Source organism: Sphingobium sp. (assembly GCF_003248505.1).
Classification (GTDB): Bacteria; Pseudomonadota; Alphaproteobacteria; order Sphingomonadales; family Sphingomonadaceae; genus Sphingobium.
Genome location: NZ_QFOA01000017.1, coordinates 22,901 through 37,040 on the forward strand (window position 1 = coordinate 22,901; position 14,140 = coordinate 37,040).

Annotated in this window: 13 protein-coding genes and 1 pseudogene; 7 read left to right on the forward strand and 7 right to left on the reverse strand. The window is 65.3% G+C overall.

Annotated features, from left to right (window positions below; genetic code table 11):
- Window positions 1-57 precede the first annotated feature (57 nt).
- The 4 genes from DI606_RS08415 (at window position 58) to DI606_RS08430 (ending at window position 3,864) form a co-directional block, all read left to right on the forward strand.
- Complete coding sequence (locus DI606_RS08415) at window positions 58-960, forward strand: LysR family transcriptional regulator (RefSeq protein WP_293981599.1); 903 nt, start codon at window positions 58-60, stop codon at window positions 958-960.
- 70 nt (window positions 961-1,030) lie between these two features.
- Window positions 1,031-2,215 (forward strand): acetyl-CoA C-acyltransferase, encoded by a 1,185-nt coding sequence (locus tag DI606_RS08420; protein WP_293981545.1) that lies wholly within the window; start codon window positions 1,031-1,033, stop codon window positions 2,213-2,215.
- 12 nt (window positions 2,216-2,227) lie between these two features.
- Window positions 2,228-2,989, forward strand: coding sequence for an SDR family NAD(P)-dependent oxidoreductase (locus tag DI606_RS08425; RefSeq protein ID WP_293981547.1), 762 nt, complete (start codon window positions 2,228-2,230; stop codon window positions 2,987-2,989).
- A gap of 104 nt (window positions 2,990-3,093) precedes the next feature.
- Window positions 3,094-3,864: a hypothetical protein gene (locus DI606_RS08430; protein WP_293981549.1), complete on the forward strand. Its 771-nt coding sequence runs from the start codon at window positions 3,094-3,096 to the stop codon at window positions 3,862-3,864.
- A 364-nt stretch (window positions 3,865-4,228) separates the two neighbouring features.
- On the opposite strand, the gene DI606_RS08435 is transcribed toward DI606_RS08430, so the two are convergent.
- The 5 genes from DI606_RS08435 to coxB are packed head-to-tail and all read right to left on the reverse strand — an operon-like array spanning window position 4,229 to window position 9,711.
- Complete coding sequence (locus DI606_RS08435; protein ID WP_293981551.1) at window positions 4,229-5,269, reverse strand: c-type cytochrome; 1,041 nt, start codon at window positions 5,267-5,269, stop codon at window positions 4,229-4,231.
- Window positions 5,266-5,853 (reverse strand): cytochrome c oxidase assembly protein, encoded by a 588-nt coding sequence (locus DI606_RS08440; protein ID WP_293981553.1) that lies wholly within the window; start codon window positions 5,851-5,853, stop codon window positions 5,266-5,268. Before DI606_RS08440 ends, DI606_RS08435 begins: the two co-directional genes overlap by 4 nt.
- Complete coding sequence (locus DI606_RS08445; RefSeq protein ID WP_293981555.1) at window positions 5,850-6,227, reverse strand: hypothetical protein; 378 nt, start codon at window positions 6,225-6,227, stop codon at window positions 5,850-5,852. The genes DI606_RS08440 and DI606_RS08445 overlap by 4 nt, the downstream gene beginning before the upstream one ends.
- Entirely contained in the window at window positions 6,224-8,746 is a 2,523-nt protein-coding gene (ctaD, locus tag DI606_RS08450) for a cytochrome c oxidase subunit I (RefSeq protein WP_293981557.1), read from the reverse strand. The genes DI606_RS08445 and ctaD overlap by 4 nt, the downstream gene beginning before the upstream one ends.
- The gene (gene coxB / locus DI606_RS08455; protein WP_293981560.1) at window positions 8,743-9,711 is read right to left on the reverse strand and encodes a cytochrome c oxidase subunit II; all 969 of its coding nucleotides are present in this window, start codon (window positions 9,709-9,711) and stop codon (window positions 8,743-8,745) included. The genes ctaD and coxB overlap by 4 nt, the downstream gene beginning before the upstream one ends.
- Window positions 9,712-9,882: 171 nt before the next feature.
- On the opposite strand from coxB, the gene DI606_RS08460 reads away from it, so the two are divergent.
- On the forward strand, window positions 9,883-10,314 hold the full coding sequence (locus DI606_RS08460; RefSeq protein WP_293981563.1) for a DUF2231 domain-containing protein: 432 nt from the start codon (window positions 9,883-9,885) through the stop codon (window positions 10,312-10,314).
- A gap of 5 nt (window positions 10,315-10,319) precedes the next feature.
- Entirely contained in the window at window positions 10,320-11,597 is a 1,278-nt protein-coding gene (locus tag DI606_RS08465) for a sorbosone dehydrogenase family protein (protein ID WP_293981602.1), read from the forward strand.
- Between the two features lie 44 nt (window positions 11,598-11,641).
- On the opposite strand, the gene DI606_RS08470 is transcribed toward DI606_RS08465, so the two are convergent.
- The gene (locus DI606_RS08470; protein WP_293981566.1) at window positions 11,642-12,340 is read right to left on the reverse strand and encodes a pirin family protein; all 699 of its coding nucleotides are present in this window, start codon (window positions 12,338-12,340) and stop codon (window positions 11,642-11,644) included.
- Between the two features lie 117 nt (window positions 12,341-12,457).
- Here DI606_RS08470 and DI606_RS08475 point away from each other — a divergent pair.
- A pseudogene (locus DI606_RS08475) lies at window positions 12,458-13,263 on the forward strand (LysR family transcriptional regulator).
- 37 nt (window positions 13,264-13,300) lie between these two features.
- Here the strand turns inward: DI606_RS08475 and DI606_RS08480 are convergent.
- Window positions 13,301-14,140 (reverse strand): alpha/beta hydrolase, encoded by an 840-nt coding sequence (locus DI606_RS08480; protein ID WP_293981569.1) that lies wholly within the window; start codon window positions 14,138-14,140, stop codon window positions 13,301-13,303.

Below are 14,140 nucleotides of genomic sequence, written 5' to 3' on the forward strand. Positions count from 1 at the left end.
AATTGAGCGACTATATGAGAATTGAAACTTTTCTCGGTCTGGATATAGATGATGTCTATGATGGAACGCTATCTTCTGCGTTATTTCCTCGCCGTGGTCGATCATGGCAGCTTCAACCGGGCCGCCTCCGCCTGCAACGTGTCCCAGCCGACCCTGTCGGTGGGTATCGCCAAGCTGGAACGGTCGCTCGGCACGCCACTGTTCGTGCGCGCCGGCCAGCGGACGCAGCTGACACCGGCAGGATCGCGCCTCCTTGCCCATGCCCGGCGCATCGAGGCGGAGTTCAACCTTGCCCAGCGTGCGGTCGCGGCGGAGGCGGAAGAGGCGAGTGCGCCCTTGCGCATCGGCATCCTCCACAGCATCCCGGGCGACATCGTGGCGCAGGCTGTCGCGGACCGCCCGCCTGGCGAGGCGGGACGGATGGAGATCGTCTACGGGTCGGCGCAGGATCTGGCGGGGCGTCTGGATCGCGGGCGCATCGACGTGGCGCTTTCACTCATGCAAGGCGCAGATGCGCGCTTTGCCGAGCGGCCCGTCGCGACCGAAGGTTATGCCATCGCGATCCGCGCAGGCCATCCGCTCGGTGAACGGGCGAGCGTCCATGCCGAGGAGGTCGCCAGCGAGACGATGATCGTGCGTCGCCATTGCGAGGCGCTGTCCGCGACCAGCCGCTACTTCACCGCGCGCGGTGTCCGCCCGCCCTTCGCACTGCGCTCCACCAATGACGAGCGGGTGTTGCAGATGGTCGCGGCGGGCCTCGGGCTGACGGTCATGCCGTTGAGCTACCGCTTCCCCGGGGTGGCGCGCCCGCGCCTCATGGGGTTCGATGCCGCGCGCGATCTAGGCTGGCTTTTCCCGGAGCGAACAGGTGCCTTGAAAGAGGATCCGCTGCCTCTGATGCAGCGGATCGAAACGCGGCTCTCCGCTCGATTGGACATTAATCCTGTCCCAACGTCTTGAGCCGCCGACCGTTCGCGCATACATCGCGCAGCGACGACGCTGACCGTTCCGTCGTAAGGAGAGAGTGGACATGACCGACGATCCGATCATCATCGCAAGCTATGCGCGCACGCCGATGGGCGGATTTCAAGGCGCGCTTTCCGGCCTCAAGGCAACCGAACTCGGTGCGGCGGCGGTGAAGGCGGCGGTCGAACGAGCGGGCATTTCCGCCGAGGCCGTCGATCGCATCTATATGGGCTGCGTGCTGCCCGCCGGGCTTGGGCAGGCTCCCGCCCGGCAGGCGGCGCTGGGCGCGGGCCTTGGCCTCAACACGCAGGCGACGACCGTCAACAAGATGTGCGGGTCGGGGATGCAGGCGGCGATCATGGCGCATGAGGCGCTCGCCGCCGGGACAGCCGATGTGGTGATCGCGGGCGGCATGGAAAGCATGACCAACGCGCCCTACGCGCTCCCCAAGCATCGCGGCGGCGCGCGCATCGGCCATGACCGTATCGTCGACACGATGATGATGGACGGGCTGGAGGATGCCTATGAACCGGGCAAGGCGATGGGCGTCTTCGCCGAAGAGGCAGTGCGCGATTATCAATTCACGCGCGAACAGCAGGACGCCTATGCCATCCGCTCGCTCGAACGCGCCAACGCGGCTATCGGCAGCGGCGCCTTCGTCAGGGAGATTGCACCCGTCACGGTCAAGGGGCGCGGCGGCGATACGGTGGTGGACACCGACGAACAACCGGGCAAGGCAAAGCCGGAGAAGATACCCTCGCTCAAGCCCGCTTTCGCAAAGGACGGCACGATCACGGCGGCCAACGCCTCCTCCATTTCGGACGGCGCGGCGGCCATCGTCATGACGCGCGCCAGCGTGGCGGGGAAATTGGGCCTCAAAACCGTGGCTCGCGTCGTCGCGACGGCAGCCCATGCGCAGGAGCCTTCGAAATTCACGACCGCGCCGGTCCCCGCCATGCGCAAGGTGCTGGACAAGGCGGGCTGGTCGGTCGGCGATGTGGACCTGTTCGAGGTCAACGAAGCCTTCGCCGTCGTCGCCATGATCGCGGCCAAGGAACTGGGCATCCCTGACGACAAGCTCAACGTCAACGGCGGCGCGACTGCGCTCGGCCATCCCATCGGCGCGTCGGGTGCGCGCATCCTTGCGACGCTGATCGCCGCGCTGGAGACGCGGGGTCTCAAGCGCGGTGTCGCTTCGCTGTGCATCGGTGGCGGCGAAGCGACCGCCATGGCGATCGAACTGGTTTAAGGAGACACCAAGATGGACATCACCAACGTCTCCGCCATCGTGACCGGCGGCGCTTCTGGGCTGGGCAGGGCGACCGCGACAATGCTGGCGGAACAGGGAGCGAAGGTCGCGATCTTCGACCTCAACGAAGCTGCAGGGCAAGCGGCCGCAAAAGCGATCGGAGCTGTCTACTTCGCTGTCGACGTCGCCGACGATGCCAGCGTCACAGCGGGCCTCGATGCGGCGGCAGCGGCCAACGGCACCGCCCGCATCCTAGTCAACTGTGCGGGCGTCGCGCCTGCGACCAGGACGGTGGGCAAGGAGAATGCCCCGCATCCGCTAGACAGTTTCGCGCGAACGATTTCGATCAATCTCGTCGGTACGTTCAACATGATCGCCAAGTTCGCCGCCCGCGCCGCTGCGCTCGACGAAGTGGACGGAGAACGGGGGGTCATCGTCAACACCGCTTCCGTCGCCGCCTATGACGGGCAGATCGGCCAGGCCGCCTATGCCGCGTCCAAAGGCGGGGTGGTAGGCATGACCCTGCCTGTCGCCCGCGATCTGGCGAGCCACCGCATTCGCGTCATGACCATCGCGCCCGGCATTTTCCTGACGCCGATGGTCGAGGGCTTCCCCCAGCATGTGCAGGACGCACTGGGGGCGCAGGTGCCGCACCCCAGCCGCCTTGGCAAACCGTCCGAATATGCGCAGCTGGTCGACAGCATCGTGCGCAATCCGATGCTGAACGGAGAAGTGATTCGTCTCGACGGCGCGATCCGTATGGCCCCGCGCTGATCCCCCTCGGGCACCGGCTTCCCCATCCGCTAGGCAGCCTCGTGCAATTGGTGTAATATCCGTCCGGAACCATGCTGGGGGAGCGGGGTCGGATGGCGCTATCGATGTCCAGGCGGTCGTTTTTCGTCGCCGAAACCCGCTTCTATGCGATCATGGCGATCGTCATGGCACTCGTGAATGTCGGGGCCTTCTCGCTCTTTGCGGCGATGGGCATATCCTCGTTCCGCGCGCCTCTCTGGGTGCACGTCCATGCGATCCTGTTCATGGGCTGGGTGTTCCTGTTTCTGGTCCAGACATCCCTTGGTGCGACCGGATCGCTGGCGCTGCACCGGAGGCTGGGCTGGATCGCGGTCGGGTGGGCCATGGCCATGGTGGTGGTCGGCTCTCTTACCACGGTCTGGACTGCGCAGAAGGGCACCGTGCCCTTTTTCTTCCTGCCAGCGCAATTCCTGCTGATGAACCCGTTGAGCGTCCTTCTGTTCGCCGCGCTGTTGATCGGCGGCGTGATCCGGCGTCGAGACCGGGACTGGCATCCGCGCCTTGTCCTCTGCGCGATGGCGGCCATCATGGGCCCCGCATTCGGACGTCTGCTGCCCGCGCCGCTTTTCATGTATACGATGGTGACGGCGGTCTTCGTTGCGATGATCGCATTTCCCATTGTGGGGATCGTGCGGGACAAAAGGCGCCATGGACGCGTGCATCCTGCGTGGTGGGTGGGCTTTGGCGCGCTGGTTTTTCTCCATCTGGTGACGGAAACGCTGGGCCGCAGCCGGATCGCTCTCGCGCTCTATGACCGCGTCGTTGCCGGAACGCCCGGTGCGCAGGTGCCTGGCCTTGCCTATCAGCATCCCCCCTTTCCGGTGCTACCCCGTTGACCCGCCGGTCTACCGGCCAAAGACATATCCCCCCCGCCGATGCCGGTCCAAACAGCGATCTTCGCGCTGGACGCCGATCCCAGTTTCTATCGACCGGACGCTGCGATCACGGTGCAGGCGGAGGGACGCTTTCTGTGGCGGTGCTGGGCGGGCTTACCGCGATGGGCATCGCATCGAACGGGTCGGTCCCTACGCCATCGGCAGCGTGCAGGCTATCATGGTCGATCCGTCCGGCGCGGATATGGCCGGGGCAGACCCACGCCGCATGGGATATGCGGTCGGATATTTACGGAGGATCGGAAACGGCGACCGAGCGACCATATCGTCGGGATTGAACGGCTTCTGTGCGGCGTACCCTTTTCCCTTAGTGCGCGTCCTTTCCCGCGACTGCCGCTGCCACAGCGTCGATCCGATCGCGACCGATGCGGCGAGCGATCACGGGCATGGTGGCGTGCGGCTTGCGCGCGTCGATTTCCGTCTCCTCGCCCTGCCAGGCATGGAGCCGGTCCGCGACATAACGCGCTTTTTGCCCTGCGATGATGGGCGCGGCCTTGCCGGGCGCGTGGCAGCCGGTGCAGGCGGGCAATTGCCGCGCCGGATCGCTTCTGGTCAGCATCGGATCGGTCAGCGCGCTGTCTTCCAGGCCGGGCATGGCGGCGAAATGCCGGGCAAGTGCGTCGATCTCTCCGCCCGTCAGCGTTGCAGCGGCAGTCTGCATGATGCCGCTCTTGCGCTCTCCAGTCGCATAGCGGCCCAGCGCTTCGCGCAGATAGCTTGCCTTTTGTCCTGCGATCACCGGAATGTCGCCCTGACCCCGGCCCCGCCCATCGGTGCCGTGACAACCCGTGCACACCGCCAGCACGGCAGGCCGTATTCCAGGCAGGGGCCGCGTATCCTCTTCCTGCGTCAGCGCCCGATATTGCGCCGGTGTCATCGTCGGCAGGCGGCGCACGAAGGCGACCATTCGACGCACCTCATCGGGCCGCGTGTCGGTCGGCCAGGCGGGCATCCCGGTGAATTTTACGCCGTGCTGGAGAATCCAGAACAGTTCGCGGTCCCGCCATTTCGCCGCGTTAACGGCCAGGTCGGGCGCGGGCGGCGTCGCATGCTGCATGACGGGGGATGGGCGCACGCCGGGCGCGCCGTGGCAGACCGCGCAGGCCTGCCGGAAATGGCCTGCCGCGCTGACGAGACCGCTGTCGTCGCGCACGCTGTCCGGTTCGGATGCCCAGGCATAGGTGCGCACAGAATTGCGCATGGTCCAGTGGAGGAACCAGTCGGTGATGCGCCAATGGCCCGACGACGCGGAAATCTGCATCGCGCCCGACCAGGCGAACAGCAGGCCCGCTCCCCCGATGACGAGCAGGGCGACCATCGCCCGCTTCCAGCTGATCCTGATCGTCATCGCGTCGCGCGCTCCCGGATAAGAGTGAGGAGCAGCGCAAGGCCGCCGAGGAAATAGCTTGCCGCGCCGACCATCAGCATGACGACGCCGCCCAGTTGCTGGTCGATCATGGGGTCCATCCCGTGCATCGCATGGCCGCCGTAAAGCGGACGCGGGGCCAGGCCGATCAGAACGCCCAGCAACGTCATGTGCATCGATGTGAGCAACAGCGCGCCGATCCCCGAAGCGCGCTGCGGCGCGTGAAAGACAGACGCCCATAACAGCAGCCCTGCCGCAGCGAAGCTCAATTGCTCGATCGTCAGGACGAAAAGCGACCCGTCCGCCGCGGCTCGCAGGGCGGGGAGATGCCAGGCCCATACCGTGACCAGTTCGACCAGCATCATCGCCATCGGCGTGACGATCCGGGGCCAGCGGCGTACGGGATCGTAGCGCCCGCCCGACAGGCCGTAAGCGAGCGCGGGTGCGGCCACCGCGACGGCGATCATATGCCCGGCCATATGCCCCACCATGCCCCCATGCGCCCCGGCCAGCAGCCAGCCTACCGGCAGCAGGGCCGCGCCGATCAGGGTCGCGGCCCGCTTCACAGGCAATCCCGCAGGAACACGACAGGCATTGCGGTGAACAACACACCGACGAAACTCAGGCCCGCCAGCAATAGCGTAGAATGCGCAAGGAAGCGCAGCCGGTCCACATCGGTCGATTCCTCGTGCGGGGGCGGATCGCCCGGTGCCCGCGCCTGCCGCCACGCGATCCAGCCGGACAGCAGGATCAGCGCCAGCGCCACCAGCGTTCCGACCGCGAACAGCGTGGGAAAGGTCGCGAACTCCCCTGCCTTCGCGCAGGAAATCGCCGCCCAGATATAGGAAAAAAGGAAATGCGCGGCCCAGATGGTGGGTGGGACGATCAGCGTCCACAGCGTGACCTTCAGCCGCTCGTGCCATTTGCGTTGCTCGTTCATGCGACCTCCGGGAACAGGCCGATGGTGGCATAGGTGACGAGCACCGTCAGAGCGAAGAAATGCATATAGACGGTGACGTTGCGCAGGTCCGCGTCATGCGCCGGATCCATCCGCCCGCCCAGGCTTCGGGCGAGCGCATAGCTTTGCATGATCGCCGCGACCCCCGAATGCGCCACCGTCCAGATGGCGAGCGTCCATACGATGGCGGGATAGCTGTGGGCTTGCGGGTCGAGCCCGCTGCTCCACGGTCCCGCCAGCCCGGCGGCGATGCCTGAAAGGCTCAGGACCACGCCGGCCAGCAGCATCGCGCGCGCAAGGGCGACGCCGCCGCGCGCGTGGATTTCCCGTGCGGCGAGTGTCGCGACCCAGCTGGCGAGGCCGATCGCCATCGCCACCATCGGCCAAAGGACACCGGGGCCGTCCGCCAGCGCCATCGGCGGAAATTCGGCGTGGCGGGTCCAGAAGAAGAAATAGCCGAAGACGAGCCCGGAAAAGGCGGTGGCGTCCGCCATCATCGTGATGAACATCGCCCACCATCCCGGTGCCGACGGCCCGGACAGATACAGGGGCAGCTTCATGCCATGGCCGATGGGCTTGCATGGCTTTTCCGGTATCTCCGCCGTTCCGCTCCACAGCCACCACAACACCATGCCCAGCGTCACGACAGCGCTGACCAGCGATGCCCAGTAAAGGTGGAAGGTCGTGAGGATGAACACGCCGCCGAGCGCAATGGCGGTCAGCATCGGCTTGATGCTCGGACCGCCGAGCCGCACCACGGCGAGCGGGCGTGCGTCGAGCACCGTCGTGATGATGGTTTCCCGCCGCCCTTCCTCCGCATCGGGGAGGAAGAAACGGCCTTCGTCCACTTTCTTCACAAAATCCTTCTGGTCCCAGATCGGATAGCGGCTCTGGATGATGGGGATGGATCGGATACCCCAATTCTCGTCGTCGGGATGCGCCAGCCATTCCAGCGTTCCCGCGTTCCATGGGTTGCGCGCCGATTTGGCCCGGCGCGGCGAGAGGCAAAGGTCGACGCAGATGACCGCCACGCCTGCCGCAAACAGCCATGCCCCCAGCGTCGACGCCATGTTGAGCGCGCCCAGGCCCAGTTCTGCGGGGTAGGTGAACACCCGCCGCGGCATTCCCATGAGGCCGGAGAAATGCATCGGAAAGAAAGTCAGGTTCGCCCCTGCGAACAGCATCCAGAAGGCGATGCGGCCCAGCCGGTCGGACAGCTTCTTGCCGGTGATGAGCGGCCAGTAATAATAAAGCCCCGCAAACAGCGGCATCAGCGTTCCGCCGATCAGAACGTAATGCAGGTGCGCGACGATGAAATAGGTGTCGTGCGCCTGCCAGTCGAAAGGCGCGACCGCGACCATCACGCCCGTCAGCCCGCCAATCACGAAGATGGCGAGGCTGCCCGTCGCATAAAGCAGTGGCGTCGACCATGTTACCCGTCCGGCCCAGAGCGTTGCGATGAACACGAAGATCTGGACGCCCGTGGGAATGGCGACCGCTTCGGAAGCGGCGGAGAAGAAGGCGAGGCTGATCTTGGGAAGACCGGTCGTGAACATGTGGTGGACCCACAGTCCGAACGAGAGGAAGGCCGTGCCCACCGCCGCCAGAACGATCCAGGGATATCCCAGCAGATGCCGCCGCGCGAAGGTCGGCACCAGCATCGCGAACAGAGCGATCGACGGCAGGAAGATGATGTAGACTTCCGGATGCCCGAAAATCCAGAACAGATGCTGCCACAGCAGCGGATCGCCGCCCCGCGCCGCGTCGAAGAAGGGCCAGTTCAGCAGCCGCTCCATCTCGAACAGAACATCGCCCGCGATCAGCGGCGGAAAGGCGAACAGGATCATCACCGCCACCACCAGAATATACCAGGCATAGAGCGGCATGAGGTTGAGGCGCATCCCCGGCGGGCGGCATTTGAGCACGCCCACGATCAGTTCCACCGCCGCTGCCACCGACGACACTTCGATGAAGGACAGCCCCAACATCCAGATATCGGCGCCCAGCCCCGAAAGGTCGGTCCGGGTCGTCAGCGGTGGATACATGAACCAGCCGCCGTCCGGGGCGGCATTGAAGAAGATCGATCCCCCGACGAACACGCCGCCGATCAGAAACGACCAATAACCGAAGGCCGACAGGCGCGGGAAGGGTAGGTCGCGCGCACCCAGCAACTGGGGCAGCAGGATGATCGACACCGCCTCGAACATCGGCACGGCGAAAAGGAACATCATCATCGAGCCGTGCAGCGTGAACAGCTGGTTGAACATGCCCGCCCCGACAAGGTCGTTGTCAGGCACCGCCAGTTGCGTGCGCATGATGAGCGCCAGGACGCCAGCGAACAGCATGAAGCAGAAGGCGGTCAGCGTATACCAGACCCCGACCTGATTATTGTTGGTGTCGGTCCAGCGTAGGAACAGCCCCCTGGGCGGTTCCCATACTGCGCGAAGCCGCTCTTCCTGCGCGGCGCGAAGAGCCGGATCGTCCTGCGCGTGGAGGCTCATTTCAGCCCTTTCAGATAGAGGGCGATGGCGCGGGCGTCCGTGTCGCTCATATGCGAATAGGCAGGCATGCGCACGCCGGGCTTGGCTTTTTGCGGGGCGCGGATGAAGGCTGCGACATGATCGAGCGTGGGCGGCAGGATGCCTGCGCCCAGCGTTCCCCGCTCGCCGAACCGGCTGAGATCGGGGCCGATCGCCGCGTCATGGGGCGTGCCCCGGACGGCATGGCAGCCGCCGCAGCCTTCCGCTGAGAACAACGCCGCCCCGCGGCTGTCGGCGGTCGGCATGGGCACGCGGCTCGCCGACAGCCATGCGTCGAAAGCGGCTGGCTCCATCGCGATCACGTCGAACGCCATCAGTGCGTGCGAAAGGCCGCAAAATTCCGCGCATACGCCGCGATAACGCCCAGGCTTCTCCGCCTTCACCACCAGCCGGTTGATGCGGCCCGGAATCATGTCCATCTTGCCCGCAAGGCCGGGTATCCAGAAGCTGTGGATCACGTCGCGCGCCGTCAGGTCGAACGCGACGGTGCGCCCGACGGGCACCCTTACCTCATTGGCGGATAGCAAAGGCTCCCCGCCGCCGGGCGGCCGATAGGCGACGCGCCACCAGAATTGTTCGCCGTCGACACGGATGAGGAGGTCGCTCGCGTCGGTGGGCCGGGGCCGCATCGCCGGCAGCGCGAAAATCAGCAGTGTCGCCAGGATCGCCGCTGGGCCGACCGCGCCGACCCACAGCACCATCCGCATCCCCGCATTGTGGCTGAGTTGGCCCTCGGGCGCACGAACCGCGCGAACGTAGAGCGCCGCGACGACCGCCGCGATAACGACCGCGCCGATCACGAGCAGGATGGTCATCTGCCGGATTTCACGCGCTTCCGCGCCAAAGACGTGCAGCGCCGACTGTTCGGCATTGCAGCCCGATAAAGCCAGCACCGGCACGATGCTCCAAAGGCCGATACTGCGCACTATCCCCGTCGTCCCCCGTCCAGTTCCCCCGCCTGAACGCGCAACGAAGCCAAAGAGTTCAATGATTGCTGGAACGTAACAAGCCGCCCGTTCCCGCGGCTGAGGAACCCGGGCCTTCGTCAGGCATTGGCCCTGCACGACCCCTGCGCCCTCCCGTTTCGGAGACTGTCCTTGCAAAGTCCGTCGCCCATCCGCCGCACTGCGCTACATCCTCTCCACGCCCTCTTATTGGCATGGCCGGTCGCGCTTTTTCCGGCGGCGCTGCTGTCCGACATCGCCTACCTTAACACTGCGGAGATGCAGTGGAGCAATTTCGCTGCCTGGCTCATCACCGGTGCGCTTCTGTTCGGGGGCATGGCATTTGTTTTTTGCGTCGTTTCAGCGGTGCGGGAACGGTCTGCAGGTGCGCGTTCCGCCCGCTTTCTCAACCTCCTGCTGCTCGCACTGGCGTGGATCGCGGGTCTGGTGAACGCCTTTCATCACAGTCGCGACGCATGGAGTTCGGTGGGGACTGCGGGCCTTCTGCTTTCCATCGCCAGCTCGACGTTGGCGCTCGCCGCCGGATGGATCGCTTATGCCGGTATCCGGGAGAAAAACCTGTGAGACATATCCTTTTCCCCGCCGCCGCCCTGGCACTTGCCGCGTGCGGTAGCAGCGACCCGAGCCTGGACCAGACCGGCGCGCGTCCTGACCTGCCCGATCAGCGCGAAACGCTGGTGCCGGCCATGAAGATCGCAACGCCCAAGGGGTGGGGCACCGAACGTCCGGTCGCGCCTGCGGGCTTTACCGTGACCGCGCTTGCGACCGGCCTTGCCATCCCTCGCCAGACGCTGGTCCTGCCCAATGGCGACATCCTCGTGGCCGAAGGATCTGGCGGATCGGCCCCGATGTTGCGACCCAAGGACGTGATCGCAGGCTATATCAAAAGCCTGGGTAAAAGCCGCGTAAAGGGCGGCAATCGCATCACCCTGTTGCGCGACGCGGACGGGGACGGTGTCGCGGACATGCGCACGCCCTTTATCACCGGGCTCAACGCACCCTATGGCCTCGCCTATGTCGACGGCAACGTCTACGTCGCGGCGCAGGATGCGCTGTTGCGCTTCCCTTATCGCGACGGAGACACGCGTATCACCGCGCGCGGTCAGGAAGTGACGAAGCTGCCCGCCCGCGTCAATCACCACTGGACCAAGGCGCTCGCTGCCGGACCGGACGGGTCGAAACTCTATGTCGGCATCGGTTCCAACAGCAATGTGGGCGAGCGCGGGATGGAGGTGGAGGAGGACCGCGCCGTCGTCTGGGAAGTCGATCGCCGGAGCGGCGCGCATCGCACCTATGTTTCGGGCATCCGCAATCCGACCGCGCTGGCGGTCGAACCGCAGACGAAGCGGCTTTGGGCAGTCGTTAACGAACGCGACGAACTGGGACCGCAACTGGTCCCCGATTACATGACTGCACTGCGTCCCGGTGCCTTCTACGGTTGGCCTTACAGCTATTGGGGGCAGAATGTGGACCCGCGGGTCCACCCGCAAAACCCTGGCATGGTGCGCCGGGCGGCGCGGCCGGATTATGCGCTGGGATCGCATGTCGCCGCGCTCGGCATCGGCTTCGTGAGCGGCGGGGGCATGCCCGGCCATACGCAGGGGGCGTTCGTCGGCGAACATGGCAGTTGGAACCGGCAGGATCTGTCCGGATACAAGGTGGTTTGGATACCCTTCGCCAACGGTCGTCCGGCGGGGAAGCCGCAGGATTTCCTTACCGGTTTCCTGAAGGACGGCCATGCGCGCGGGCGACCGGTCGGGGTCACATACGATGCGTCCAGCGGGGCATTGCTGGTGGCGGACGACGTATCCAACACCGTATGGCGTGTCGCGCCCGCGCGGCGATGACGAAAAGCGGCCCCGCATTGTGACGGGGCCGCTTCGCCTGATTGTCAGGCCGCGTCGACCAGAACGATCTCGCTATCTTCGATTGCGGTGATGCGGACCACCTCCACGTCGCTGATCGCTGCGCCGTCGCGAGCGTTGACCTGCACATCGTCGATGCGGATCGCGCCGGTCGCTGGAACCAGATAGGCCCTGCGGTCGCGCCCGATGGGGTAGTCCGCGCTTTCCCCGGCCTTGAGTGTGGCCGCCACCACCTTTGCATCGGTGCGGATGGGCAGCGCATCGTCGTCGTGGGCATAGCCCGATGCGAGCGTCACGAACTGCCCGGCCCTTTCGCCCTTGGGGAAGGGGCGCGCGCCCCAGCTGGGCGCATCGCCCTGACGGGTGGGAACGATCCAGATCTGGAAAATCTTCGTCGTCACATCTTCCAGATTATATTCGGAGTGGCGAATGCCCGTGCCCGCGCTCATCACCTGTACGTCGCCTGCTTCGGTTCGGCCCTTGTTGCCCAGGCTGTCCTCATGCGTGATCGCACCTTCGCGGACATAGGTAATGATTTCCATGTCGCGGTGCGGGTGTGGCGGAAAGCCGGTCTTGGGCTGGATCGCGTCATCGTTCCACACACGCAGATTGCCCCAGTGCATCCGGGCCGGATCGTGATAGCCGGCGAAGGAAAAATGATGCTTGGCGTCGAGCCAGCCATGGTTGTCGCCGCCCAGGCTGTCGAAGGGACGAAGGTCGATCATGTCGGGTCTCCTTTGGCGGAAGGCACGATGCCTTCCCTTGTTGACCTCCTTATAGCGCTTGCCCTCTTTCTCGATCAGATGGATAAATCCGGCTATCTTGTTCGAGGAAATGGAACAGTGAACAATCCTGGCATGCCGACGTTCGATCAGTTGCGCATCTTTCTCGCCATCGTCGATACCGGCAGCTTCGCCGCAGCGGGGCGGCGGCTCAACCGCGCGGTTTCGGTCATCAGCTACGGGATCGCCAATCTGGAAGCGCAGCTTGGCCTGTCCCTGTTTGACCGGGAAGGCACCAAGAAGCCGCAACTGACCGTGGCGGGCCGCGCGCTGCTGGCGGAGGTACGGAGCATCTCCGACGGCATCGACGGCCTGAGAGCCAAGGTGAAGGGGCTGCTCGACGGACTGGAGGCGGAGGTGAACCTCGCCGTCGACGTGATGCTTCCCGCCGACCGGCTGGGCAAGGTGCTGCGTGCCTTCGCCAAGCAATTTCCCACGGTGCAACTGCGCCTTCATGCCGAAGCGCTGGGTTCGATCGTCGCCATGGTGCTCGACCGGACGGCGGTGATCGGCATTTCCGGCCCGCTGTCGGCCGGTGTCCCCGGGATCGAGAGCATCGCTGTGGGATCGGTGCCGATGGTGCCGGTCGCCGCCCCCGATCACCCGCTCGGTCGGATGGCTCGCATCGCGCCCGGTGCGGGGCGAGAGCATGTGCAACTGGTGTTGAGCGACCGGTCGCGTTTCACCGACGGACGGCGGGCACGCTGGTGCGGCTCGCCATGCCCGACCATAGCGCTGGCACCTACCGCTTTTCGGGCATCTGGCGCCGCGACACCCCGCCGGGGCCGGCGGCCGGATGGCTGCTCGACCAGTTCGTCGGGCTGGGCGCGGACGACAGGGAGCTGGATGGGATGGGGGACATATAGGGACGGGGCGGACCTTGAGGCCCACCCCGCTTGTGCGTCACTTCTGAATGAAGGCCAGGATATCGGCGTTCAGTACGTCGGCATTCACCGTCAGCATCCCGTGCGAGAAGCCTTCGTAGATTTTGAGTTCGGCGTCGGGCAGGATTTCTGCCTGAAGCACCCCGGCATTCTTGTAGGGTACGACCTGATCGTCATCGCCATGCAGCACCAGCGTCGGGACGGACATGCCGGTGAGGTCGTCGGTCTGATCCGTCTCGGAAAACGCCTTGATCCCTTCATAATGCGCCAGCGCGCTGCCCATCATCCCCTGCCGCCACCAATTGTCGACGATCGCAGGCTTTATGTCCGCGCCCTTGCGGTTGAACCCGTAGAAGGGGCCAGCCGCCACGTCGTGGAAGAACGAGGCGCGGTTGGCGGCCAGCGCGCTGCGAAACCCGTCGAACACATCCATCGGCAGTCCGCCGGGATAGCGATCGGTCTTCAGCATGATGGGCGGGACCGCGCTGACCAGTACCGCTTTGGCGACGCGCCCGGCGGGAATGCCGTGCCGCGCGACATAGGCCGCAACTTCGCCGCCGCCGGTCGAATGGCCGATATGAACCGCGTTGCGCAGGTCAAGATGCTCGGCGACCGCCGCAGCATCGGCGGCATAATGATCCATGTCATGGCCGAAATCGACCTGAGCCGAACGACCGTGCCCGCGCCGGTCGTGGGCGACGACGCGATAGCCCTTCGACAGGAAGAACAGCATTTGTGCGTCCCAGTCGTCCGAAGACAGCGGCCAGCCATGATGGAACATGATGGGCTGCGCATCCTTCGCACCCCAGTCCTTGTAGAAAATGTCGACGCCGTCCTTGGTGGTCACGAAATTCGTCAT

Coding starts and splice junctions, on each gene's coding strand:
- DI606_RS08415 (WP_293981599.1), top strand. CDS start 58: ATGATGGAACGCTATCTTCTGCGTTATTTCCTCGCCGTGGTCGATCAT.
- DI606_RS08420 (WP_293981545.1), top strand. CDS start 1,031: ATGACCGACGATCCGATCATCATCGCAAGCTATGCGCGCACGCCGATG.
- DI606_RS08425 (WP_293981547.1), top strand. CDS start 2,228: ATGGACATCACCAACGTCTCCGCCATCGTGACCGGCGGCGCTTCTGGG.
- DI606_RS08430 (WP_293981549.1), top strand. CDS start 3,094: ATGTCCAGGCGGTCGTTTTTCGTCGCCGAAACCCGCTTCTATGCGATC.
- DI606_RS08435 (WP_293981551.1), bottom strand. CDS start 5,269: ATGACGATCAGGATCAGCTGGAAGCGGGCGATGGTCGCCCTGCTCGTC.
- DI606_RS08445 (WP_293981555.1), bottom strand. CDS start 6,227: ATGAACGAGCAACGCAAATGGCACGAGCGGCTGAAGGTCACGCTGTGG.
- ctaD (WP_293981557.1), bottom strand. CDS start 8,746: ATGAGCCTCCACGCGCAGGACGATCCGGCTCTTCGCGCCGCGCAGGAA.
- DI606_RS08470 (WP_293981566.1), bottom strand. CDS start 12,340: ATGATCGACCTTCGTCCCTTCGACAGCCTGGGCGGCGACAACCATGGC.
- DI606_RS08480 (WP_293981569.1), bottom strand. CDS start 14,140: ATGACGAATTTCGTGACCACCAAGGACGGCGTCGACATTTTCTACAAG.